General features: G+C 58.7%; 23 protein-coding genes. 17 read left to right on the top strand and 6 right to left on the bottom strand.

What is annotated here, in order from left to right:
* The first annotated feature begins 16 nt into the window (after positions 1–16).
* The 17 genes from ACA061_RS27235 (at position 17) to ACA061_RS27155 (ending at position 17,082) form a co-directional block, all read left to right on the top strand.
* Complete coding sequence (locus ACA061_RS27235) at positions 17–814, top strand: ParA family protein (protein WP_007911909.1); 798 nt, start codon at positions 17–19, stop codon at positions 812–814.
* Positions 815–823: 9 nt separating this feature from the next.
* Positions 824–1,696 carry a ParB/RepB/Spo0J family partition protein gene (locus tag ACA061_RS27230; RefSeq protein WP_150603654.1) on the top strand — a complete coding sequence of 291 codons (873 nt, stop codon included), beginning with the start codon at positions 824–826 and terminating at the stop codon, positions 1,694–1,696.
* Positions 1,697–1,844: 148 nt separating this feature from the next.
* Positions 1,845–2,252, top strand: coding sequence for a F0F1 ATP synthase subunit I (locus ACA061_RS27225; protein ID WP_008084411.1), 408 nt, complete (start codon positions 1,845–1,847; stop codon positions 2,250–2,252).
* A 16-nt stretch (positions 2,253–2,268) separates the two neighbouring features.
* Entirely contained in the window at positions 2,269–3,138 is an 870-nt protein-coding gene (gene atpB, locus ACA061_RS27220) for a F0F1 ATP synthase subunit A (RefSeq protein WP_042556894.1), read from the top strand.
* A gap of 133 nt (positions 3,139–3,271) precedes the next feature.
* A complete protein-coding gene (atpE, locus tag ACA061_RS27215; protein WP_003097235.1) occupies positions 3,272–3,529 on the top strand; it encodes a F0F1 ATP synthase subunit C in 258 nt (85 codons plus the stop codon).
* Between the two features lie 59 nt (positions 3,530–3,588).
* Entirely contained in the window at positions 3,589–4,059 is a 471-nt protein-coding gene (locus tag ACA061_RS27210) for a F0F1 ATP synthase subunit B (RefSeq protein ID WP_003229781.1), read from the top strand.
* A gap of 12 nt (positions 4,060–4,071) precedes the next feature.
* Entirely contained in the window at positions 4,072–4,608 is a 537-nt protein-coding gene (locus ACA061_RS27205; RefSeq protein WP_053125286.1) for a F0F1 ATP synthase subunit delta, read from the top strand.
* Between the two features lie 21 nt (positions 4,609–4,629).
* Positions 4,630–6,174, top strand: coding sequence for a F0F1 ATP synthase subunit alpha (gene atpA, locus ACA061_RS27200; RefSeq protein ID WP_042556892.1), 1,545 nt, complete (start codon positions 4,630–4,632; stop codon positions 6,172–6,174).
* Positions 6,175–6,224: 50 nt separating this feature from the next.
* Positions 6,225–7,085 carry a F0F1 ATP synthase subunit gamma gene (gene atpG / locus ACA061_RS27195; protein ID WP_042556891.1) on the top strand — a complete coding sequence of 287 codons (861 nt, stop codon included), beginning with the start codon at positions 6,225–6,227 and terminating at the stop codon, positions 7,083–7,085.
* Between the two features lie 27 nt (positions 7,086–7,112).
* Positions 7,113–8,492 carry a F0F1 ATP synthase subunit beta gene (atpD, locus tag ACA061_RS27190; RefSeq protein ID WP_042556890.1) on the top strand — a complete coding sequence of 460 codons (1,380 nt, stop codon included), beginning with the start codon at positions 7,113–7,115 and terminating at the stop codon, positions 8,490–8,492.
* 45 nt (positions 8,493–8,537) lie between these two features.
* Entirely contained in the window at positions 8,538–8,963 is a 426-nt protein-coding gene (locus ACA061_RS27185; RefSeq protein WP_042556889.1) for a F0F1 ATP synthase subunit epsilon, read from the top strand.
* Between the two features lie 117 nt (positions 8,964–9,080).
* Complete coding sequence (glmU, locus tag ACA061_RS27180) at positions 9,081–10,448, top strand: bifunctional UDP-N-acetylglucosamine diphosphorylase/glucosamine-1-phosphate N-acetyltransferase GlmU (protein WP_497300343.1); 1,368 nt, start codon at positions 9,081–9,083, stop codon at positions 10,446–10,448.
* Between the two features lie 162 nt (positions 10,449–10,610).
* A complete protein-coding gene (locus ACA061_RS27175; RefSeq protein ID WP_210553267.1) occupies positions 10,611–11,387 on the top strand; it encodes a DeoR/GlpR family DNA-binding transcription regulator in 777 nt (258 codons plus the stop codon).
* 2 nt (positions 11,388–11,389) lie between these two features.
* A complete protein-coding gene (gene glmS / locus ACA061_RS27170; protein WP_497300342.1) occupies positions 11,390–13,222 on the top strand; it encodes a glutamine--fructose-6-phosphate transaminase (isomerizing) in 1,833 nt (610 codons plus the stop codon).
* Between the two features lie 125 nt (positions 13,223–13,347).
* Positions 13,348–14,274 carry a LysR family transcriptional regulator gene (locus ACA061_RS27165; RefSeq protein WP_497300341.1) on the top strand — a complete coding sequence of 309 codons (927 nt, stop codon included), beginning with the start codon at positions 13,348–13,350 and terminating at the stop codon, positions 14,272–14,274.
* 105 nt (positions 14,275–14,379) lie between these two features.
* Complete coding sequence (locus ACA061_RS27160; protein WP_497300340.1) at positions 14,380–15,006, top strand: glutathione S-transferase family protein; 627 nt, start codon at positions 14,380–14,382, stop codon at positions 15,004–15,006.
* Between the two features lie 45 nt (positions 15,007–15,051).
* Complete coding sequence (locus ACA061_RS27155; protein ID WP_497300339.1) at positions 15,052–17,082, top strand: pyridoxamine 5'-phosphate oxidase family protein; 2,031 nt, start codon at positions 15,052–15,054, stop codon at positions 17,080–17,082.
* 125 nt (positions 17,083–17,207) lie between these two features.
* On the opposite strand, the gene ACA061_RS27150 is transcribed toward ACA061_RS27155, so the two are convergent.
* Genes ACA061_RS27150 through ACA061_RS27125 form a run of 6 tightly spaced genes read right to left on the bottom strand, consistent with a single transcriptional unit; the run spans position 17,208 to position 24,331 of the window.
* Positions 17,208–18,338 carry a glycosyltransferase family 4 protein gene (locus ACA061_RS27150; RefSeq protein ID WP_497300338.1) on the bottom strand — a complete coding sequence of 377 codons (1,131 nt, stop codon included), beginning with the start codon at positions 18,336–18,338 and terminating at the stop codon, positions 17,208–17,210.
* Entirely contained in the window at positions 18,339–19,469 is a 1,131-nt protein-coding gene (locus tag ACA061_RS27145; protein WP_497300337.1) for a glycosyltransferase family 4 protein, read from the bottom strand.
* The gene (locus tag ACA061_RS27140) at positions 19,453–20,829 is read right to left on the bottom strand and encodes a glycosyltransferase family 4 protein (protein WP_497300336.1); all 1,377 of its coding nucleotides are present in this window, start codon (positions 20,827–20,829) and stop codon (positions 19,453–19,455) included. Before ACA061_RS27140 ends, ACA061_RS27145 begins: the two co-directional genes overlap by 17 nt.
* Entirely contained in the window at positions 20,826–22,091 is a 1,266-nt protein-coding gene (locus tag ACA061_RS27135; RefSeq protein WP_497300335.1) for an ABC transporter ATP-binding protein, read from the bottom strand. Before ACA061_RS27135 ends, ACA061_RS27140 begins: the two co-directional genes overlap by 4 nt.
* The gene (locus tag ACA061_RS27130; protein WP_150603644.1) at positions 22,091–22,888 is read right to left on the bottom strand and encodes an ABC transporter permease; all 798 of its coding nucleotides are present in this window, start codon (positions 22,886–22,888) and stop codon (positions 22,091–22,093) included. The genes ACA061_RS27135 and ACA061_RS27130 overlap by 1 nt, the downstream gene beginning before the upstream one ends.
* On the bottom strand, positions 22,889–24,331 hold the full coding sequence (locus tag ACA061_RS27125) for a mannose-1-phosphate guanylyltransferase/mannose-6-phosphate isomerase (protein ID WP_150616954.1): 1,443 nt from the start codon (positions 24,329–24,331) through the stop codon (positions 22,889–22,891). It lies immediately after the preceding gene.

The following is a 24,331-nucleotide window of genomic DNA, read 5'->3' as shown; positions in this document are numbered from 1 at the left end:
GGGAACACAAGCAAGAATGGCTAAGGTATTCGCGATAGCGAACCAAAAGGGTGGTGTGGGCAAGACCACCACCTGCATCAACCTCGCAGCATCCCTGGTCGCGACCAAGCGCCGGGTGCTGTTGATCGATCTCGATCCACAGGGCAACGCCACCATGGGTAGCGGTGTGGATAAACACGGCCTGGAAAACTCGGTCTATGACCTGCTGATCGGCGAATGCGATCTGGCTCAGGCCATGCACTATTCCGAGCATGGCGGTTATCAACTGCTGCCGGCCAACCGCGACCTGACAGCCGCTGAAGTGGTTCTGCTGGAAATGCAGATGAAGGAGAGCCGCCTGCGCAGCGCGCTGGCGCCGATCCGCGAAAATTACGATTACATTCTGATCGACTGCCCACCATCGCTGTCGATGCTCACGCTGAACGCACTGGTTGCCGCTGACGGGGTGATTATCCCCATGCAGTGCGAGTACTTTGCACTCGAAGGTTTGAGCGACCTTGTGGATAACATCAAGCGTATCGCCGAACTGCTCAACCCGAATCTGAAAGTCGAAGGTTTGTTGCGCACCATGTACGACCCGCGCCTGAGCCTGATGAACGATGTCTCGGCGCAGCTCAAGGAACACTTTGGCGAGCAACTGTACGATACGGTCATTCCGCGCAATATCCGCCTCGCCGAAGCGCCGAGCTACGGCATGCCGGCTCTGGCGTACGACAAGCAATCGCGCGGCGCGCTGGCCTACCTGGCGCTGGCAGGCGAGATGGTTCGTCGTCAGCGCAAAAATTCACGCATTGCCGCCGCTCAGGCAACTTAAGGAATCCCCATGGCCGTCAAGAAACGAGGTCTCGGACGTGGACTGGATGCACTGCTGAGTGGTCCGACTGTCAGCTCGCTGGAAGAACAAGCCGCGCAAGCTGACACGCGTGAGCTGCAACACCTGCCGCTGGACTTGCTCCAGCGCGGCAAATACCAGCCTCGTCGGGACATGGACCCGCAGGCGCTGGAAGAGCTGGCGCAGTCGATCAAGGCACAAGGCGTGATGCAACCGATTGTGGTTCGCCCGATTGGTGAAGGCCGCTTCGAAATCATCGCCGGTGAACGCCGCTGGCGCGCCAGCCAGCAGGCCGGACAGGAAACCATCCCGGCGATGGTCCGCGATGTGCCGGATGAAACGGCGATCGCTATCGCACTGATCGAGAACATTCAGCGCGAAGACCTCAACCCGATCGAGGAAGCGGTCGCCCTGCAACGCTTGCAGCAGGAATTCCAGCTGACTCAGCAACAAGTTGCCGAGGCTGTGGGTAAGTCCCGCGTGACTGTGGCTAACTTGTTGCGGCTTATTGCGCTGCCGGAAGTCATCAAGACCATGCTGTCTCACGGCGACCTGGAAATGGGTCATGCCCGTGCTTTGCTCGGTCTGCCGGAAAATCAACAGGTTGAGGGGGCGCGACATGTTGTCGCACGAGGTCTCACCGTGCGCCAGACTGAAGCACTGGTTCGTCAGTGGTTGAGTGGCAAACCGGAGCCTGTGGAAGCGACCAAACCCGACCCGGATATCGCCCGTCTCGAACAGCGTCTGGCCGAGCGCCTAGGCTCTGCGGTGCAGATTCGCCACGGGAAGAAGGGAAAGGGGCAGTTGGTGATCGGTTACAACTCCCTCGATGAGCTTCAAGGTGTGCTCGCTCACATCCGCTGAAACATTTCCTCATGTAGCGGGCAGTCGGAAATCACTACCTGACAGTTGAATAGGGGCAGAACCGCCCCTATACTCTGCGCGCATTTTGTCGGCACAAATTATGCCAAGTTATTGAATTCTGGCAGCCGACCATTGGAGAGCAAACGTGATGGAAACCCGCAAGCCAAACCGCCTGCCGTTCCATCGCCTGGCGGTTTTTCCGGTGTTAATGGCTCAATTTGTCATTTTGCTCATTGCCGCTTTGGCGCTCTGGCAATGGCACGGAGTCGTTGCCGGATACTCGGGACTTTGCGGAGGCCTGATAGCCTTGCTGCCCAATGTATATTTCGCTCATAAGGCATTTCGGTTTTCCGGCGCCCGAGCAGCCCAGTCCATCGTCCGGTCATTTTATGCCGGCGAGGCAGGCAAACTGATTTTGACAGCAGTGCTTTTTGCACTGGTGTTTGCAGGTGTGAAGCCACTGGCGCCGATAGCAGTATTCGGCGTGTTCGTGCTGACTCAGTCGGTCAGCTGGTTCGCTCCCCTGCTGATGAGAACAAGACTTTCGAGACCTTAGGGCGTTTGAGGCAACCATGGCAGAAACAACCGCTTCGGGCTATATCCAGCACCACTTGCAGAATCTGACCTTCGGTCAGCTACCTAACGGCGGCTGGGGCTTTGCCCACACCGCAGCAGAAGCCAAAGAAATGGGCTTCTGGGCTTTCCACGTCGATACTCTCGGCTGGTCGGTCGCGTTGGGTCTGATCTTCGTTCTTCTTTTCCGCATGGCGGCAAAGAAGGCGACTTCGGGTCAGCCAGGTGCTTTGCAGAACTTCGTTGAAGTATTGGTCGAATTCGTCGATGGCAGCGTGAAAGACAGCTTCCATGGCCGTAGCCCGGTGATTGCACCGCTGGCACTGACCATCTTCGTCTGGGTGTTCCTGATGAACGCCGTCGACCTGATACCGGTCGACTGGATTCCTCAGTTGGCCATCCTGATCTCCGGTGACCCTCACATTCCGTTCCGCGCCGTGTCGACTACCGACCCGAACGCGACTCTGGGCATGGCGTTGTCGGTTTTCGCACTGATCATTTTCTATAGCATCAAGGTCAAGGGCATCGGCGGCTTCATCGGCGAACTGACCCTGCACCCGTTCGGCAGCAAGAACATCTTCGTTCAAGCCCTGCTGATCCCGGTGAACTTCCTGCTGGAATTCGTGACCCTGATCGCTAAACCGATCTCTCTGGCTCTGCGTCTTTTCGGCAACATGTATGCCGGCGAGCTGGTGTTCATTCTGATCGCTGTGATGTTCGGCAGCGGTCTGCTCTGGCTGAGCGGCCTGGGCGTTGTTCTGCAGTGGGCGTGGGCTGTGTTCCACATCCTGATCATCACGCTGCAGGCGTTCATCTTCATGATGCTGACCATCGTCTACCTGTCGATGGCGCACGAAGAAAACCATTAAGGCCAGTCTCGACTAGTCTGATGTCCTTCCCGGTCAAACGGGAAGGGGCTCTTCACAGGGCACCTGAAACGATTTGTTTTACCGCTTTAATCTAAAAAACCTAAACCATACGACGTAAAAGTCGGGAGGAAAGATGGAAACTGTAGTTGGTCTAACCGCTATCGCTGTTGCACTGTTGATCGGCCTGGGCGCACTGGGTACCGCAATTGGTTTCGGCCTGCTGGGCGGCAAGTTCCTGGAAGGCGCAGCGCGTCAGCCAGAAATGGTTCCAATGCTGCAAGTTAAAATGTTCATCGTTGCCGGTCTGCTCGACGCCGTAACCATGATCGGTGTTGGTATCGCTCTGTTCTTCACCTTTGCGAACCCGTTCGTTGGTCAGATCGCTGGCTAATTACCCGGATTCTTCCGAGTAATTTGATGTGATGGACAACGTAACTGCGAGGTGTTGGCGTGAACATTAATGCGACCCTGATTGGCCAGTCCGTTGCGTTCCTGATTTTTGTACTGTTCTGCATGAAGTATGTTTGGCCTCCGGTCATTGCTGCTCTGCACGAACGTCAAAAGAAGATCGCTGATGGTCTGGACGCTGCCAGCCGTGCAGCTCGCGACCTGGAGTTGGCCCAAGAAAAAGCGGGTCAGCAACTGCGCGAAGCGAAAGCTCAGGCAGCTGAAATCATCGAGCAAGCCAAGAAACGCGGTAACCAGATTGTCGAAGAGGCCGTTGAAAAGGCCCGTGTCGACGCTGACCGTGTGAAGGTTCAGGCTCAAGCCGAGATCGAACAGGAACTGAACAGTGTCAAAGACAAGCTGCGCGCCCAAGTGGGTTTGCTGGCTGTCGGCGGCGCCGAGAAGATCCTGGGTGCCACAATCGATCAAAACGCGCACGCAGAGCTGGTTAACCAACTGGCTGCTGAAATCTAAGCGAGGGCGATCATGGCAGAACTGACCACGTTGGCCCGACCTTACGCTAAGGCGGCCTTCGAGCACGCTCAGGCCCACCAGCAACTGGCCAATTGGTCAGCCATGCTCGGCCTGGCTGCAGCGGTGTCGCAAGACGACACCATGCAGCGCGTGCTCAAGGCCCCGCGACTGACGAGCGCAGAAAAGGCCGCCACGTTTATTGACGTGTGCGGCGACAAGTTTGATGCAAAGGCACAGAACTTCATCAATGTCGTTGCCGAAAACGACCGTCTCCCGCTTCTGCCGGAGATAGCCGCTCTTTTCGACCTGTACAAGGCCGAGCAAGAGAAGTCGGTAGACGTTGAAGTGACCAGTGCTTTTGCATTGAACCAAGAACAGCAAGACAAACTCGCCAAGGTTCTCAGTGCACGACTCAACCGGGAAGTGCGCCTGCAAGTCGAGGAAGATAAAGCCCTTATTGGGGGTGTTGTCATCCGCGCCGGCGACCTGGTTATCGATGGCTCGATTCGCGGCAAAATCGCGAAACTTGCCGAAGCATTGAAATCTTGAGTTTGAAGGGGCAGCAGAGCAATGCAGCAACTCAATCCTTCCGAAATAAGTGAAATTATCAAGGGCCGCATCGACAAGCTCGATGTGACCTCCCAAGCCCGTAACGAAGGCACTGTCGTCAGCGTATCTGACGGCATCGTGCGGATTCACGGTCTGGCCGACGTAATGTACGGCGAGATGATCGAGTTTCCGGGCGGCGTCTACGGTATGGCCCTCAACCTGGAGCAAGACTCCGTAGGTGCCGTTGTATTGGGCGCTTACCAGTCTCTTGCCGAAGGCATGAGCGCCAAGTGCACCGGCCGCATCCTCGAGGTTCCTGTTGGTAAGGAACTGCTGGGTCGCGTAGTCGACGCACTGGGTAACCCTGTTGATGGCAAGGGTCCACTGGGCAACACTCAGACCGACGCGGTCGAGAAAGTTGCTCCAGGCGTGATCTGGCGTAAGTCGGTAGACCAGCCTGTACAGACTGGCTACAAGGCTGTCGATGCCATGATTCCTGTCGGCCGTGGCCAGCGTGAGCTGATCATCGGTGACCGTCAGATCGGTAAAACCGCTCTGGCGATTGACGCGATCATCAATCAGAAAGACAGCGGCATTTTCTGCGTCTACGTAGCGATCGGTCAGAAACAATCGACCATCGCCAACGTGGTTCGCAAGCTGGAAGAGAACGGCGCCCTGGCCAACACGATCATCGTGGCTGCCAGTGCTTCGGAATCTCCTGCGCTGCAGTTCCTGGCACCGTACTCCGGTTGCACCATGGGTGAATTCTTCCGCGACCGCGGTGAAGACGCGCTGATCGTTTATGACGATCTGTCCAAGCAAGCAGTGGCTTACCGCCAGATTTCCCTGCTGCTGCGCCGTCCACCAGGCCGTGAAGCTTACCCAGGCGACGTGTTCTATCTCCACTCCCGTCTGCTGGAGCGCGCATCCCGCGTTTCGGAAGAATACGTAGAGAAGTTCACCAACGGCGCAGTGACCGGCAAAACCGGTTCCCTGACCGCACTGCCGATCATCGAAACCCAGGCTGGCGACGTTTCCGCGTTCGTTCCGACCAACGTGATCTCGATCACCGACGGTCAGATCTTCCTGGAATCGGCCATGTTCAACTCGGGCATCCGCCCTGCAGTGAACGCCGGTGTTTCGGTATCCCGTGTGGGTGGTGCCGCTCAGACCAAGATCATCAAGAAGCTCTCCGGTGGTATCCGTACCGCTCTGGCTCAGTACCGTGAACTGGCGGCATTCGCCCAGTTCGCTTCTGACCTGGACGAAGCGACCCGTAAGCAACTTGAGCATGGTCAGCGCGTTACCGAGCTGATGAAGCAGAAGCAATACGCACCAATGTCGATCGCTGACATGGCGCTGTCGCTGTATGCCGCTGAGCGTGGGTTCCTGACTGACATTGAAATCGCCAAGATCGGCAGCTTCGAACAAGCGCTGATTGCTTACTTCAACCGCGATCACGCCGATTTGATGGCCAAGATCAACGTTAAAGGTGACTTCAATGACGAAATCGACGCTGGCATGAAAGCCGGTATCGAGAAGTTCAAGGCCACCCAAACCTGGTAAGCCGCAGCGGGAGCCGCGAGGCTCCCGCTTGCTAACCTGATAGGTGTTACATGGCAGGCGCAAAAGAGATTCGCAGTAAGATTGCGAGCATCAAAAGCACGCAAAAGATTACCAGCGCCATGGAAAAAGTGGCGGTCAGCAAAATGCGCAAGGCACAAATGCGCATGGCTGCTAGCCGTCCTTATGCGGAGCGTATCCGCCAGGTAATTGGGCATCTGGCCAACGCCAACCCGGAATACCGCCACCCGTTCATGATCGACCGCGAAATCAAGCGTGTTGGTTATGTTGTGGTGAGCAGTGACCGTGGTTTGTGCGGCGGCTTGAACACCAACCTGTTCAAGGCCCTGGTCAAGGACATGGCGGTAAACCGCGAAAACGGCGTCGAGATTGATCTGTGTGTCGTTGGTAGCAAGGGTGCGGCCTTTTTCCGTAACTTCGGCGGTAACGTCGTTGCAGCTATCAGCCACCTGGGTGAAGAGCCGTCGATCAATGATCTGATCGGCAGCGTCAAGGTGATGCTGGATGCCTACCTGGATGGCCGTATTGATCGCCTGTCCGTGGTGTCCAACAAGTTCATCAACACCATGACGCAGCAGCCTACCGTGGAGCAGTTGATTCCACTGGTGGCAACCCCGGATCAGGGTCTCAAGCACCACTGGGACTATCTCTACGAACCGGACGCCAAAGAGCTGCTTGATGGCTTGATGGTCCGTTACGTCGAGTCGCAGGTCTACCAGGCGGTGGTCGAGAACAACGCGGCTGAGCAAGCTGCGCGGATGATCGCGATGAAGAACGCTACCGACAACGCCGGTGATTTGATCAGCGATTTGCAGCTGATCTACAACAAGGCGCGTCAGGCTGCGATCACCCAAGAGATCTCGGAAATCGTCGGCGGCGCTGCCGCGGTTTAACGGTTCAAATATTCAGAGGATCCAGCTATGAGTAGCGGACGTATCGTTCAAATCATCGGCGCCGTTATCGACGTGGAATTTCCACGCGACAGCGTACCGAGCATCTACAACGCTTTGAAAGTACAAAGCGATGCCGGCACCACTCTGGAAGTTCAGCAGCAGCTGGGCGACGGCGTGGTTCGTACCATTGCGATGGGTTCCACCGAGGGCTTGAAGCGCGGTCTGGAAGTTACCGACTCTGGCGCAGCCATCTCCGTACCGGTCGGTAAAGCGACCCTGGGCCGGATCATGGACGTCCTCGGCAACCCGATCGACGAAGCCGGTCCAATCGACACCGAAGAGCGCTGGGGCATTCACCGTCCAGCACCTTCGTTCGCTGAACAGGCAGGCGGCAACGACCTGCTGGAAACCGGCATCAAGGTTATCGACCTGGTTTGCCCGTTTGCCAAAGGCGGTAAAGTCGGTCTGTTCGGTGGTGCCGGTGTAGGCAAAACCGTAAACATGATGGAACTGATCCGTAACATCGCCATCGAGCACAGCGGTTATTCCGTGTTCGCCGGTGTGGGTGAGCGTACTCGTGAGGGTAACGACTTCTACCACGAGATGAAGGATTCCAACGTTCTGGACAAAGTGGCACTGGTTTACGGTCAGATGAACGAGCCGCCGGGTAACCGTCTGCGCGTAGCACTGACCGGCCTGACCATGGCCGAGAAGTTCCGTGACGAAGGTAACGACGTTCTGCTGTTCGTCGACAACATCTATCGTTACACCCTGGCCGGTACTGAAGTATCCGCACTGCTGGGCCGTATGCCTTCGGCAGTAGGTTACCAGCCGACCCTGGCTGAAGAGATGGGCGTTCTGCAAGAACGTATCACTTCGACCAAGGAAGGTTCGATCACTTCGATCCAAGCGGTATACGTACCTGCGGATGACTTGACCGACCCATCGCCAGCGACCACCTTCGCCCACTTGGACGCCACCGTCGTTCTGTCCCGTGACATCGCCTCCCTGGGTATCTACCCAGCGGTAGATCCACTGGATTCGACTTCGCGCCAGCTGGACCCGAACGTAATCGGCCAGGACCACTACGACACCGCTCGCGGCGTTCAGTACGTTCTGCAACGTTACAAAGAGCTGAAAGACATCATCGCGATCCTGGGTATGGACGAACTCTCGGAAGCCGACAAACAGTTGGTTAACCGTGCTCGTAAGATCCAGCGCTTCTTGTCCCAGCCGTTCTTCGTGGCTGAAGTCTTCACCGGTGCTTCGGGTAAATACGTTTCCCTGAAAGACACCATTGCTGGCTTCAAAGGCATCCTCAACGGTGACTACGACCACCTGCCAGAACAAGCGTTCTACATGGTTGGCGGCATCGAAGAAGCGATCGAGAAAGCCAAGAAACTGTAATCCCGGCGCCCGGCAACGGGCGCTAATTTAGGTTGAGGCAATCAGATGGCTATGACAGTCCATTGCGATATCGTCAGCGCGGAAGGAGAAATCTTTTCCGGCCTGGTCGAGATGGTGATTGCGCACGGTGCACTGGGTGATCTTGGTATCGCTCTGGGTCACGCGCCGCTGATCACTAATCTGAAGCCAGGTCCGATCCGCCTGATCAAGCAAGGCGGGGAAGCCGAGGTGTTCTACATCTCCGGTGGTTTCCTCGAGGTTCAGCCGAACATGGTCAAGGTGCTTGCCGATACCGTGCAACGTGCCGCCGACCTGGATGAAGCTCAGGCTCAAGCAGCTCTCAAGGCTGCCGAGGCTGCCTTGCATGAGCGTGGCGCAGAGTTCGATTACGGCGCTGCGTCCGTACGTCTGGCCGAGGCTGCAGCTCAGCTGCGCACCGTCCAGCAGATCCGCAAGAAGTTTGGCGGTTAATCCGTCATCCGCTTGTTGTGCGATTGATAAAAAAGGGTAGCTTCGGCTACCCTTTTTTCTTTTCCGAATTCCAGAACCCCGGTCGCAGTTGCTGACCTCCAGGATTGGTAGCCAGTCATGTCTCTCGAAATCGTCATCCTCGCGGCCGGTCAAGGCACTCGCATGCGCTCGGCTTTGCCGAAAGTGCTGCACCCGATTGCCGGCAATTCCATGTTGGGCCATGTTATCCACAGCGCGCGGCAACTCGACCCGCAGCGCATCCACGTGGTGATTGGCCATGGTGCCGACGTGGTGCGCGAGCGTCTGGCGGCCGACGATCTGAACTTCGTGTTGCAGGACAAGCAACTGGGCACCGGTCACGCGACTGCCCAAGCCGTGCCATTCATTACTGCCGACACTGTGCTGATTCTTTACGGTGACGTGCCGTTGATCGAAGTCGAAACCCTGCAACGCCTGCTCAAGCATGTCGTTCCCGGACAGATGGGTTTGCTGACCGTCGAGCTCGACGACCCTACGGGCTATGGCCGCATTGTTCGCAACGCTGACGGCAAAGTTGCCGCCATCGTCGAGCACAAAGATGCCAGCGAAGCGCAGCGCGCAATCACCGAAGGCAACACTGGCATTCTTGCAGTGCCGGCCAATCGGTTGGCTGACTGGATGAGCCGACTGTCGAACAACAACGCACAGGGCGAGTATTACCTGACCGACGTGATCGAAATGGCTGTCAGCGATGGTCTTGTGGTCGCCACTGAGCAACCGCTGGATCCGATGGAAGTGCAGGGCGCCAACGACCGTAAGCAACTCGCCGAACTTGAGCGTCATTACCAGCTGCGCGCCGGTCGTCGTCTGATGGCTCAAGGCGTGACCCTGCGTGATCCGGCCCGGTTCGACGTACGTGGAGAAGTCACGGTTGGTCGCGATGTGCTGATCGACATCAACGTGATCCTCGAAGGCAATGTGGTTATCGAAGACGACGTGGTCATCGGTCCCAACTGTGTGATCAAGGACAGTACCCTGCGTAAAGGCGTGGTGATCAAAGCCAACAGCCACATCGAGGGCGCAATTCTTGGCGAAGGCAGTGATGCCGGTCCGTTTGCTCGTCTGCGCCCGGGCACTGTGCTTGAAGCGCGTGCGCATGTGGGTAACTTCGTCGAACTGAAAAACGCCCACATGGGCGAGGGCGCCAAGGCAGGTCATCTGACATACCTGGGCGATGCCGAGATCGGCGCACGCACCAACATCGGAGCTGGCACCATCACCTGCAACTATGACGGCGCCAACAAGTGGAAAACCGTATTGGGCGCGGACGTGTTCATCGGCTCCAACAACTCATTGGTGGCGCCTGTGGATATCTCCGATGGCGCGACCACTGCGGCGGGTTCGACGATTACGCAGAATGTGGATAACGCGCAGTTGGCAGTAGGCCGGGCGCGGCAGAAGAACATTGATGGCTGGAAGCGGCCGGAGAAGATCAAAAAAGACTGAGTTATCCACAGTCATTTTTAGATCATGACATCGCAGTCTTTGGCAGCTCCTACAAAAGGCTGCTGAGGTCTGCGATTTTTTTTGTTTGCCGGGTTGACGATTTGTGGTCAATAGGTTTTGATTGCTTACGTTATCTTTCGAACCGAAACTTAAGCCGCCGCCATGTCGAAACGCAATACACCCCAACGCCGCCATAACATTCTCGCCTTGCTCGACGAGCAGGGTGAGGTGAGTGTGGACGAATTGGCCAAGCGCTTCGAAACCTCTGAAGTTACGATTCGTAAGGACTTGGCTGCGCTTGAGAGCCACGGTTTATTGCTGCGCCGCTACGGTGGAGCGATCACCATGCCTCAGGAACTCGTCGCGGAAACCGCGCAGAGCGTTTCCAAATACAAACAGGCAATCGCCCGTGCCGCAGTGAAACGCATCCGCGAGCACGCGCGCATCATCATCGACAGTGGCAGCACTACCGCCGCGATGATCCCCGAACTGGGTCAGCAGCCGGGTCTGGTGGTGATGACCAACTCCCTGCACGTCGCCAACGCTTTGAGTGAACTTGAGCACGAACCGGTGTTGTTGATGACCGGCGGCACCTGGGATCCGCACTCGGAGTCCTTTCAGGGCCAGGTGGCCGAGCAAGTACTACGCTCTTACGACTTTGACCAATTGTTTATCGGCGCCGATGGCATCGATCTGGCGCGCGGTACTACCACGTTCAACGAGCTGCTCGGCCTGAGCCGGGTCATGGCTGAAGTGACGCGTGAAGTGATCGTGATGGTCGAGGCCGACAAGATCGGGCGCAAGATTCCCAACCTGGAGCTGCCCTGGAGCAGCGTCCATACCCTCATTACCGATGATCGCCTGCCTGTTGATGCACGCGATCAGATTCAGGCCCGCGGTATCACCGTGATTTGCGCGGCTGTCAGTCAGGAGAAATAAGCATGTGTGGAATTGTCGGCGCAGTTGCTGAACGTAATATCACCGCCATCCTGCTCGAAGGTCTCAAACGCCTCGAATACCGCGGCTATGACAGCGCCGGCGTGGCGGTGTACACCAATGAGCAAACCCTCGAGCGCATGCGCCGTCCGGGCAAAGTCAGCGAACTGGAAGTCGCGCTGGCTGAACACCCGCTGGTTGGCCGTCTCGGCATTGCGCACACCCGTTGGGCAACCCACGGTGCCCCGTGCGAGCGTAATGCTCACCCGCATTTCTCCGGCGACATCGCGGTGGTGCACAACGGCATCATCGAAAACCACGAAGCGTTGCGTGAACAGCTGAAAGCGCTGGGCTACGTGTTTACTTCGGATACTGATACCGAAGTCATCGCCCACCTGCTGAATCACAAACTCAAGGATCAGCCGGATCTGACTGTCGCCCTCAAGGCTACCGTCAAGGAACTGCACGGTGCATACGGTCTGGCCGTGATCAATGGCAAACAACCGGATCGTCTGGTTGCCGCGCGCAGTGGCAGTCCATTGGTGATTGGTTTGGGTCTGGGTGAGAACTTCCTCGCCTCCGATCAACTGGCTTTGCGCCAGGTCACTGATCGCTTCATGTATCTGGAAGAAGGCGATATCGCTGAAATTCAGCGCGATAACGTGCAGATCTGGGATGTTGACGGTAAACCCGTCGAGCGCCAGACCGTGCAGTACACCGACGGCGCCGAAGCGGCCGACAAGGGCGAATTCCGCCACTACATGCTCAAGGAAATCCACGAGCAACCGACCGTGGTGCAGCGCACGCTGGAAGGTCGGCTGAGCAACGACCAAGTGCTGGTGCAAGCTTTCGGCCCACAAGCGGCCGAGCTGTTTGCCAAGGTGCGTAACGTACAGATCGTTGCCTGCGGCACCAGTTATCACGCCGGCATGGTTGCCCGTTACTGGCTCGAAGAGCTGGCCGGGATCCCGTGCCAGGTCGAAGTTGCCAGCGAATTCCGCTACCGCAAAGTGGTGGTGCAGCCGGATACATTGTTCGTCACCATCTCGCAGTCCGGCGAAACTGCCGACACCTTGGCCGCATTGCGCAACGCCAAGGAGCTTGGCTTCCTCGCCAGTCTGGCGATCTGCAACGTTGGTATCAGCTCGCTGGTGCGCGAATCCGACATGACTTTGCTGACCCAGGCCGGTCGCGAAATCGGCGTCGCCTCGACCAAAGCGTTTACTACGCAACTGGTCGGTCTGCTATTGCTGACTCTGTCACTGGGCCAAGTGCGCGGTACTCTGGCGCCGGGCGTTGAAGCCACGCTGGTGGCAGAATTGCGTCGCCTGCCGACTCGTTTAGGCGAAGCGCTGGCGATGGACAGCACCGTGGAAAAAGTCGCCGAGCTGTTCGCCGAGAAGAACCACACACTGTTCCTCGGTCGCGGCGCGCAATTCCCGGTAGCAATGGAAGGTGCCTTGAAGCTCAAGGAAATCTCCTACATCCACGCTGAAGCCTACCCGGCCGGCGAACTCAAACACGGCCCGCTCGCGCTTGTGGATAACGACATGCCCGTGGTCACCGTCGCGCCGAACAACGAACTGCTGGAAAAGCTCAAGTCCAACCTGCAGGAAGTCCGCGCACGCGGCGGCGAACTGGTCGTTTTCGCCGACGAGAAAGCCGGGATGACCAACGGCGAAGGCACCCACGTGGTACAGATGCCGCACATCCACGACATTCTTTCTCCGATCCTCTACACCATTCCGCTGCAGTTGCTTTCTTACTACGTCGCTGTGCTGAAGGGTACGGACGTTGACCAGCCGCGTAATCTGGCGAAGTCGGTGACGGTGGAATAAGTTATCCACAACTGATGCAGCCGGAAAGATCGCAGCCTTCGGCAGCTCCTACATGGGGAATCATGTTTCACCTGTAGGAGCTGCCGGAGGCTGCGATCTTTTGCTTTTGAATCGAGGTCTTCGCCATGGATCGCTTCCAGGAAATGCAGGTCTTCGCCGCTGTCGCTCAAGACCAAGGCTTCTCCGCAGCCGCGCGACGCTTGGGTTTGTCGGCTGCCAGCGTCACTCGTGCCGTTGCTGCATTGGAGCAGCGAATCGGCACGCAGTTGCTGATCCGTACCACGCGCAGCGTGCACCTTAGCGAAGCGGGTCAGCGGTACCTGGAGGACTGTCGGAGAATTCTTGCCGAGGTGCAGGAAGCCGAGGATTCGGCTGCAGGCAGTCACGCCGAGCCTCGTGGGCAACTGACGGTGACGGCGCCGGTGTTGTTCGGCGAGTTGTTTGTCACACCGGTGATGGCCGGTTATCTCACGCAGTATCCGGACGTTTCGATCAACGCGTTGTTGGTCGATCGGGTAGTGAGCATGGTCGAGGAGGGGGTCGATGTGGCGGTGCGCATCTGTGAGCTGCCGGACAGTAATCAGCATGCGATTCGGGTGGGTGAGGTCAGACGCGTTGTCTGCGGTTCGCCGCAATATCTGACCGAGCATGGTCGACCGCAGCATCCTCAAGCGTTGAATGGATTGTCCGTCGTGGCCACAGCAGCCACCGGCCAGATGCGCAACTGGCCATTCCTTGAGGGTGGTCAACCGCTGATCGTGCGCCCAGAGCCGCGGTTGGTGGTCACCGCCAATCAGGCGGCGATCAGTGCCGCGTGTCTCGGCCTGGGGCTGACGCGGGTGCTTTCCTATCAGGTGGCGAACAAAGTGGCGGCAGGTGAACTTGAGATCGTCCTTGCCGACTTCGAACTGCCGCCGCTGCCGATTCATGTGGTGTATCAGGGCGGGCGCAAAGCGCCGACGCGGGTGCGCAGCTTTGTTGATTTCACGGTGAACGCGCTGCGTGAGCATCCGTCGCTGAAGAACGCAGCGTTATTGCATGAGATGAAATAATCGATTGCGAATACTGGTGATTCTGTTGCTTTGCAGATAGGTGGAAGATGGCTCCCATCAGCGCTGCCAACCCTCAGGTGGTGCGATCATCCAGTGGAGTCGACCATGCAACCGATCAAGTTTTACAACTTCCCGCGTTCCGGCCACGCCCATCGGGTGGAACTGATGCTGTCGCTGCTGCAATTGCCGACCGAGACCATTCTGGTCGATCTGGCGAAGGGCGAGCACAAGCAGCCTGCGTATCTGGCAATCAACAGTTTTGGCCAGGTCCCGGCCATTGATGACAACGGCGTGATACTGGCGGATTCCAACGCGATTCTGGTGTATCTGGCGCAGAAGTACGGCAACGGTCGTTGGTTGCCGAGCGATCCGGTGGGTGCTGCGCGGGTACAGCGCTGGTTGTCGGTCGCGGCCGGGCCGATTGCATTTGGCCCGGCGGCAGCGCGACTGATCACGGTATTCGGGGCCAAACTCAACGCTGAGGAACTGATCACGCGCGCCCACAACCTGCTCACGGTCATGGACACTGAGCTGGAGAAAAACGCGTATCTGGCAGGTGATGAACCGACCATCGCCGACATTTCGGCCTACAGCTATATCGCCCACGCTCCGGAAGGCAATGTCTCGCTGGACGACTACGGCAATGTTCGCGCCTGGCTGGCCCGGGTCGAAGCGCTGCCCGGTTTCGTCGGCATGCCGCGCACTGTCGCCGGTCTGCAAACCGCAGTCTGATTCCCGCAATCCACGTTGCGCCGAGGGCGCAGGGGAGAGGTCGTGATGGAACGTTCACCGTGGCACGCTGGCGAGCAACAGTTACAGGCCCATGTCGGCGTTGCCGAACGCATGGAGGCTTTCGGGCGTAAGGTGATTCGCACCTGGATGCCGGACCAGCACCGTGAGTTCTATCAGCAACTTCCCTTCATGCTGTACGGCGCGGTCGATGCCGAGGGTCGTCCGTGGGCCAGCGTGCTCGAAGGCGCGCCGGGGTTTGCCCATTCGCCCGATGCTGAGCATCTGCGTTTTACGACGTTGCCCGCTGGAGATGATCCGGCGCAGTTGCGCAACGGCGAGCCCATCGGTTTGCTCGGAATTGAACTGCATACGCGGCGGCGCAATCGCCTCAACGGCCATGTCGGTGATCTAGGCGTTAACGGTTTCGATGTGAGCGTCGATCAAGCCTTCGGCAACTGTCCGCAATATATTCAACTGCGCCAGTTCCAGCGTGTGCCACTGAGTGATCCGCAGACGCGCCCACCTCAGCATCTCGACAGTCTCGATGATGCCGCCACGGCCCTGATCGAAGGCGCCGATACATTCTTTGTCGCCAGTTATGTCGATACCGAAGGCGGACGTTCGGTGGACGTTTCCCATCGCGGCGGTCAGCCCGGGTTCGTCCGGGTGGAAGGCAATCGTCTGACCATCCCGGATTTTGCCGGCAATCTGCACTTCAACACCCTCGGCAATCTACTGCTCAACCCCCAGGCGGGCTTGCTGTTCATCGACTTTTCCACAGGCGATCTGCTGCAACTTAGCGGGCGTACCGAAATTATCCTGGAAGGGCCGCAGATCGAGGCGTTTCAGGGCGCCGAACGGTTGTGGACATTCGAGGTGGAGAAACTGGTGCGACGTCCGGCGGCGCTGGCCTTGCGCTGGCGCTTCGACGGCATGTCGCCCACCAGTCTGTTGACCGGAAACTGGGCGCAAGCCGATGCGCGTTTGCAGGCGCAAGCCCTGAGTAACCAATGGCGGCCGTTGCGCGTGGCGAAGATCGAAATGGAAAGCCACAGCATCCGCTCGATTTATCTGGAGCCAGACGATGGCGCCGGTTTGCCGGTGTTTCTTGCGGGCCAGCATTTGCCTGTTCGATTTACCCTCGACGGCGAGGTGCACATCCGCACGTATAGCCTGTCGAGTGCGCCATCGGATGGTTTTTATCGGATCAGTGTGAAGCGCGAAGGTCGCGTGTCGACCCATCTGCACGAGCAGATCCAGGTGGGTGATGTAGTGGAGGCGCGGGCGCCTCAGGGGCATTTCACCGTGGCGCCGCTGGAGCGACGGCCACTGGTGTTGTTGGCCGCCGGGGTCGGCATTACGCCGCTGCTGTCGATGCTGCGCGAGGTGGTTTATCAAGGCTTGCGCACGCGGCGGATTCGTCCGACGTGGTTGCTGCAAAGTTCACGCAGCCTGGCAGATCAACCTTTTCGCAAGGAACTGGATCGCTTGTTGGAAAGCGCTGGCGATGCAGTGCGGGTCCTGCGGTTGCTCAGCCAGCCGGAAGCGGACGCACACGAGGGCGAGGATTTCGACCTGCGCGGGCGGATCGACGGCTCGGTATTGAGGGATCTGTTGGAGGTCGAGGACTACGATCAAATCGATTTCGTGGTCTGTGGGCCCGGCGGTTTTACCCAAGGACTGTACGACGGCTTGCGTGAGCTGGATGTGCGCGACGCGCAGATTCACGCCGAAACGTTCGGCCCTTCTACACTCAAGCGTCGCGCCGATCCGGATGCAATTGTCATTGAACAACCGCCCGCAGCCACCACATCCGTGCCGGTGGTGTTCGAACGTTCGGCCAAGGAGGCGCGCTGGCAACCGGACGGCAGCAGTTTGCTGGAGCTGGCGGAAAGTCGCGGATTGCGCCCCGAGTTCAGTTGCCGCGGTGGTTCGTGCGGCACCTGCAAGACACGGCTGGTCAGCGGCGCGGTGAATTATCCACAGCCCCCGGCTGAAGTGCCGGAGGCGGGGCATGTGCTGATTTGTTGTGCGGTGCCGGCACAAAGTCAGCAGCCGTTGGTGCTGGATTTGTAATGCTAGCGCCCGTGTAGGAGCTGCCGAAGGCTGCGATCTTTTGATCTTGTTTAGATTTTATAAATGGAAGATCAAAAGATCGCAGCCTTCGGCAGCTCCTACAGGGGATTGGTGGCCGATAGGGATCAGGCATAGGACAGAGATTTTTCTTCCAGCAGCTCTTGGTACAACTCGGTCCATTTGCGGCCCATTTCATCGGCTGTGAACAACTGCCGGTAACGGGCTTCGGCCTTGACGCCCATTGCTGCTGCGCGATCGGGGTTCTCCCACAAGGTGCGCATGGCTTCGCGGAACGCCTGTGGATTACTTGGCGGTACCACCAGTCCGGTCTCGTTGTGGATATTGATGTAGCTGGTGCCGGTGCCGATTTCGCTGGAGATCATCGGTTTGCCGTACATCGCGCCCTCGAGCAGCGAGATGCCGAACGCTTCCGAGCGCAGATGCGATGGGAAAACAATGGCGTAGCTCAGTTGCAGCAGGGCGACTTTGTCTTCATCTCCCAGACGCCCAAGGAAGTGAATGTTGCGCAGGCCCAACGCGGCGGCCTGGGCGTGCAGCGCTTGCTCCAGCGGACCAGCGCCGACGATGACCACCGGATAATCCACGTCCTTCATGGCATCCAGCAGGATGTGCAGTCCTTTGTAATAGCGCATGACCCCGACGAAGAGGAAAAACTTATCCCCAAGCTGCTGGCGCCAGCGGTTGATTCGTTCGTTATCAGGCTGTGGATAACCTGCCTTGTTCAAGCCATAGGGAATTACCCGGGTCTTGTCTTGAAACTGTTGCAATACATCACTGGTGTGCAGGTAGTTCGGCGAGGCCGCGACAATCCGGTCGGCGCTGGCGAGAAAGCGGTTCATCAGCGGCCGATAGAGTTTAAGCAGATGCTTCTGGCGGATGATGTCCGAGTGGTAGGTGATCACGCTCGGTTTGTTCATGCCGCTGGCAAAATGCACCAGGTCCATGAATGGCCACGGGAAATGGTAGTTGACCACGTCGGCCTCGGCCGCCATCTCGCGAAACTGTTTGAACACGCTCCAGGAAAATCCCGTGGAGGCGAACTGAATGTCGAGTTTTGCCCGATGCACTTCGTGTTGACCCAGCTTCACCACGGGGGGACTCGGGTCAGCGCTGAGGGTCAACACTTGCCCATCGATGCCATGCTGGGCGCCGCTTTCGCACAGTTGGAAGATTACTTGTTCGATGCCGCCGACCGAATCAGGCAGGTACGTCTTGAAGAAATGAAGAACGCGCATTCAACCTCCCATGGCCTGGCGGTAGGCACCGGCCGTGGCCTGTGCGCAACGCTGCCAGGAAAAAAGCCGGGCCTGCTGCAAGCCGGCTTCCCGGCATGCCTGCCAATGTGTTTGATCGTCGATCAGTCGGCTCATCGCATCGCGCAAGCCGTCTGCATCGTCGGCGTCGATATAGTTGCCGGCAGCCCCCGCCACTTCCGGCATTGCCGAAGAGCGAGTGATCACCACCGGCGTGCCGCTGGCCATCGCCTCCAGTACCGGCAGGCCGAAGCCTTCATACAGCGAAGGAAAAATCAGTGCCCGAGCGCCGGCCAGTAGTTGCGCCACTTGCTCATCAGGCAGGTAGCCGAGCAGGCAAACATTTCCACTGGCCAACGCCAGGCGCAGCTCGTCACTGAACTGCTCACGCTGCCAACCGGCCATGCCGACGATGAACAGCGGAAAGCGTTCGCGCACTGCTTCCGGCAGCAGGGCATGGGCGCGCAACGCCAGGCTCAGGTTCTTGCGTGGCTCCAGCGTGCCGACACACAGGAAATACTCGCGTGCCTGCACGGCATGAGCCTTGAGTACCGGGCTGATCGCGTTGGCTTCGCGTGGATGAAACCGCTCGGCGACGCCCAGTGGCGCCACCACAAAACGCTCGGCGGGCAGTCCGAAATAGTCTTGCGCCTCGTCGGCAATTGCCTGTGAGTCAGTCAGAATCACCTGCGCTTGCTCGACGCCAAGGGCCAGCCGTCGCTCGATTTCCTTGAGCCGTGCCGACGGCTGAGTCTCGGGAAAATGCAGATGCGTCAGATCGTGCAGGGTGATCACCGTCGGGCCGTCGAAAGCCAGCGGCCACAGACTGGGCTCGTGATACAGGTCGATGCCTTGCGCGCGGCCCTGATCGAAGCGCTTTTGCTCCATCCAGCGTCGTGCCTGATAGGCTCCGGGAATTTGCCGCAGCAGTGGCGTCAAACGCGAATAACCGGGCATTGCCGCTTCCGGTAGCGCCGAACTCCAGCCCCAGCCATGAAACAGCGTCACTTCAACGTCGGGTTCGCTGCGCAAGGCGTTGACCAGTTCGGCGACGTAGTGGCCGATGCCGGTGCGCGGTGCCTGCAGAATCCGGGCGTTAAGAGCAATGCGCATGCTGGCTCTCCGGGGTTGCCGGCGAAGGATGCAAATTGCGCTCGATGCGTTCAACCAGTTGCGCACTCGCTTCGCGCCAGCTCAGCCAGCGCCACTGTTCCAGGCTCAGCGGTGCGGGAAAGACCTGGCTGCGTTCCATATCGGTGATCAGGTGGGTCAGGCTCTGCGGGTTGGCCAAGTCGAAATACGCCATGTAATCGCCGCCGATCTCGCGAAACACCGGGATATCACTGGCCATCGCCGGTAACCCGCGTTGCATCGCTTCCACCAGTGGCAGACCGAACCCTTCGACGTAGGACGGGAAAACCAGCGCCGTCGCATGGGAGTAGGCGTGTTCGAGGCTCTTGTCCGAGAGTGTGTTGTACATGAACAGGCGGCGGTTCAACTCGGGATGCCGGCGGATGCGTTCGATCAACGCTTCGCACTTCCAGCCGATCTTGCCGACGATGCATAACCGCGCTTTGGACCCCGTGGTCCAGGCGCGCTCGAAGGCATCGAGCAGGTAAGCGTGGTTTTTGCGCGGCTCGATGGTGCTGACCATGAGGAACACCGGCTCCGCTGTTTTGAACATGTGCAACAAGCCTTGATCGACCTTGGTATCGGCGTCGCTCAAGTCCAGTTCCGAGCCGAGGTGGAAATAATCGAACCAGCGCTGTGCGACCTGTTGCGAACCGATGCGCCGCAGCATTTCCTCGCGCACCTGATCGCGGATGGTCGTCGAAATTGCCACATAGCCGTCCGCTGTGCGGGCGATCCAGTCGAACCAGTCATTGAACACTTTGACCAGCCCGGCATCGCAGAACTGCGGATGGGTCAGCGGGATCAGGTCATAGATCACCGAAACGATACCGACCCCGTCACGCTTGAGTTGCTCGGCCAGAGGGAAAAAATTGGCGTGCCAGGACGAGTCGAGCAGTACCAGTTGATCGCCGGCCCGATGCTGTAACGGCACGCAGCGCTCGGGGATTTGCTTGCCCTTGAGGGCTCGCTCCAGCAGGCGCATCGGCAGGCTGAAACAGGCGAAAGCGCTCAGCCGGCAACCGACGTACAACACGCGGCGAGCGAAATGCGATTGGTTGAACGGGTGGCGGCGCTCCAATGCACGGTGGCGCAACCAGAAACCATTGGCCCATTGCTCGAGTTTCACCCGCAGGCCGATCAGATCCAGCTTTGGCGATTTAAGTGGCGCCAGGCTCTTAACCTGATACAGACCACCACCGATCATCACCACCGGAATGCATTCAACGTTCTCGTCGGCGGCCGGCAATTGCTGGATGACGTTGCGGACCACGCGCTGAATACCCGAGTTGGCGTTTGGGTGTTCGAAGACGTAAGTGCATTCCACCAACAATCGCGTCATCGCGAGCTCTCCGTATCAGGCGTTGGCGTGAGGTTTTTACTGATGCGAGTGATTTCGGTGTGCGCTTGCAGCCAGGCGCAGCCGACGAAGTCTTCCTGACGGTTGTTGATCACATGGAAGATCAAGCCGTAGTCGCGCCACTCGAAGTTGCGATCCAGGTGCGAATCCAGCCGCGACAGGCTCAGCGCCACCGAATAACTGCCCTTGCCCAGGCGCATGTCAAAGGCGAAGCGGAACGTTACGCGATCACCTGCACTGAGCTCGACGACCGGTTTGTCGAGGCGATGGGTATTGATCCCGTAAATCGCCTGGCCCAGGCGATCCTTGATCATGAAGCCGAGAATCAGCCGTTCGATGTCTTCACGTACTTCTGTCTGAACTTCCAGCACCACGGGTTGGCCGACTTCCGCCACTTCGAGGCTGCGCCCCTGCGCATCGAGCAGGCGCACGCTGATGATTGCGGCTTCGCCAGTGCCGGAAATGGTTTGTACCTGGCCGTTGGCGAGCATCTCCTGACGGACGATCTGGCCTTCGCGCTGGGCGAGCATGGCGTTGTAGTAGTCCATGACTTCTTCGGGCTTGCCGCGCATGGCAAGGCGCCCGTTTTCCAGAAGGATCGCGGTATCGCAGATCGACTGGATGGCCGAGCGGTCGTGGGAAACAATCAGCAGCGTGGTGCCGGCCTTGCGGAAGCTGCGGATGCGCTCGAAGCTTTTGTGCTGGAAATAGGCATCGCCGACCGACAGCGCTTCGTCGACGATAAGGATGTCCGGGCGCCGCGCAGTGGCGACACTGAACGCCAGACGCATCTGCATGCCGCTGGAGTAGGTGCGCACCGGCTGATCGATGGCTTCGCCGATTTCGGCAAAACTTTCGATGTGCGGCATTAACGCGTCGATCTCTTCAACCTGCATCCCCAGCAACTGGCCGGCCATGAAAGCGTTCTGGCGACCGGTAAAGTCGGGGTGGAAACCCATGCCCAGTTCCAGCAGCGCGGCGACCCGACCTTGCAACTGGATCTGTCCGCGGGTCGGTTGAGTGGTGCCGGTGATCATTTTCAGCAGGGTACTTTTGCCCGCGCCGTTGACGCCGACAATGCCCACGGCTTCTCCGGGCTGAATCTCGAAATCAACGTCCTGCAAGACCCAGTGCAAGTGATGCCGGGGCCGGGAAAACGGTACCAGCCATTCAAACAACCGGCTCCAGCGATTGGGGTACTGTTTGTAGGCCTTGGCCAGGCCACTGACGCGTATGTGCCCCATCAGAGTTCATCCACCATTTCACCAACCCGTTGGCGGAACAGATGCAGCGCCATGGCGCAGAGCACGAGTCCGATGATCAGCAACGGCGTCAGGGAGGACCAGTCCGGCCATTGGTTGTAGAGGAATACATTCTGGTAACTGGTCATCAACGCCGTCATCGGGTTGAGGCTGATCACGTGCTGGATGCCCGGCGGCAGGATCGACAGCGGATACACGATCGGTGTCAGCCAGAACCAGAATTGCAGGCAGATGCCGAACATTTGCCCGACATCGCGAAAAAACACATTGAGAATGCCCAGCAGCATGCCGAGTCCGGCGGCGAAGACCACTTGCAGAATCAACAGCGGTATCAGCGCCAGCAAGGCCATGCCGGGCAGGCGTCCGCTGATCAGCAGAAAGCCGAAAAACAGCCCCAGAATAATCGCGAAGTTAATGCCGGCATTGAGTAGCGCAATGACTGGCAGGCAAATGCGCGGGAAGCTGATTTTCTTCAGCAGGTTGGCGTTTTCCAGAAACATGCTCTGGCTGCGCGTAGTGATTTCGGCGAACAGGCCCCAGGTCAGCAGGCCGGCGCAGAGGTAGACGCTGTAAGCCAGGCCATCGTCCACCCCGGGCAGGCGGGCGCGCATGATCTGGGAAAAGATCACCGTGTAGACGATGATCATCGACAGCGGATTGAGTACGGTCCACAGCGCACCAAACAGCGAGTTGCGATACCGCGCTTGAAACTCTCGCTTGACGCTACCGAGGATGAATCCACGGTAGCTGCGCAGCGAGCGGTACAGGGAAAGCAGCATTCAAACCGTCCTGCCGTATTGGTCTTCGAAGCGGACGATGTCGTCCTCTCCCAAGTATTCGCCGCTTTGCACTTCGATGATCACCAGGTCGATCACGCCGGGGTTTTCCAGGCGATGCTTGTGGCCGGCGGCAATGAAGGTTGATTCGTTCTTGGCCACCAGCGTCGTGCCGCTGCCGTTGTTGGTGACCTTGGCCATGCCTTCGACCACCACCCAGTGTTCGTTGCGGTGATGGTGCATTTGCAGGGACAGCTTGGCGCCGGGTTTGACCACGATGCGCTTGATCTTGAAGCGCGGGCCTTCCTCGAGCACGGTGTAGGTGCCCCAGGGGCGGCTGACCGTACGATGCAGGCGATAGGCTTCGTGGGATTTGTCCTTGAGCTGCTTGGCAACGCGCCGTACATCCTGCGCGCGGTCAGCGTGGGCAATCAGCACGGCATCGGCGGTGTCGACCACGATCAGGTTATCCACACCCACGGCGGCCACCAGCCGACCTTCGCTCTGGACGAAGTTGTTGTGGCTGTCGATGAAAATCGCTTCGCCGCTGGCGCGGTTGTTGTCGGCATCGGCCGGCACCAGTGCAGCCACGGCGTTCCACGAACCGATATCACTCCAGTCGAAACCGGCGGGCACCACCACGACTTTTTCCGAGCGCTCCATCAGCGCGTAGTCGATGGAGATGTCGGTAATTTCAGCGAACAGCGCCGGCGACAATTCCTGCTGCAGGCAGCCAACGGTTTCCACCGGGGCACTGGCAGCCATGCAGGCGCGGGTCTGCTCCAGCAGTTGCGGTGCGTGCAGTTGCAGTTCGGCAATCACCGTCGCGGTGGTGAAGCAGAACATGCCCGAATTCCACAGGAAGTTGCCGCTCTCCAGATAATGCGTGGCCGTTTGCAGGTCAGGTTTTTCCACGAAGCGCTGCACTTTGGCCGCGCCTCTGGCGTCCAGTGGCGCACCGGTTTCGATGTAGCCGAAGCCGGTTTCCGGGGCTGTCGGGATCACGCCGAAGGTCACCAGATACCCGTCTTTCGCCAGATTGACGGCGTGCTCGACCGCACTTTTCAGCGCGTCCTGATTGACGATCAAATGGTCGGCCGGCATCACCACCATGATCGCGTCATCGCCATGCAAGGCTTGCAGCGACAACGCCGCCGCAGCGATGGCCGGAGCCGTGTTACGCCCGGTCGGCTCCAGCAGGAAGTGCCCGCGATGGCGCGACACGTGGGCGGCGCAGTAGTGATCCTTGCTCTGGAAGTAGTACTCGCGGTTGGTCACCGTGACGATGTCGCCCCAACCGTCGAGCAACGCTGCCGCACGCTGGTAAGTCTTGCCCAGCAGCGACTCACCGTCGGGCAGGGTCATGAACGGCTTGGGATGGCCCTCGCGGGACACCGGCCACAAACGGGTGCCGGCACCGCCGGACAGAATCACGGGGATCAGCAT

This window comes from Pseudomonas sp. LBUM1668, from assembly GCF_059695715.1.
The sequence above is the reverse complement of the archived record's forward strand: the minus strand, read 5'-3'. Positions and strand labels throughout refer to the sequence as shown.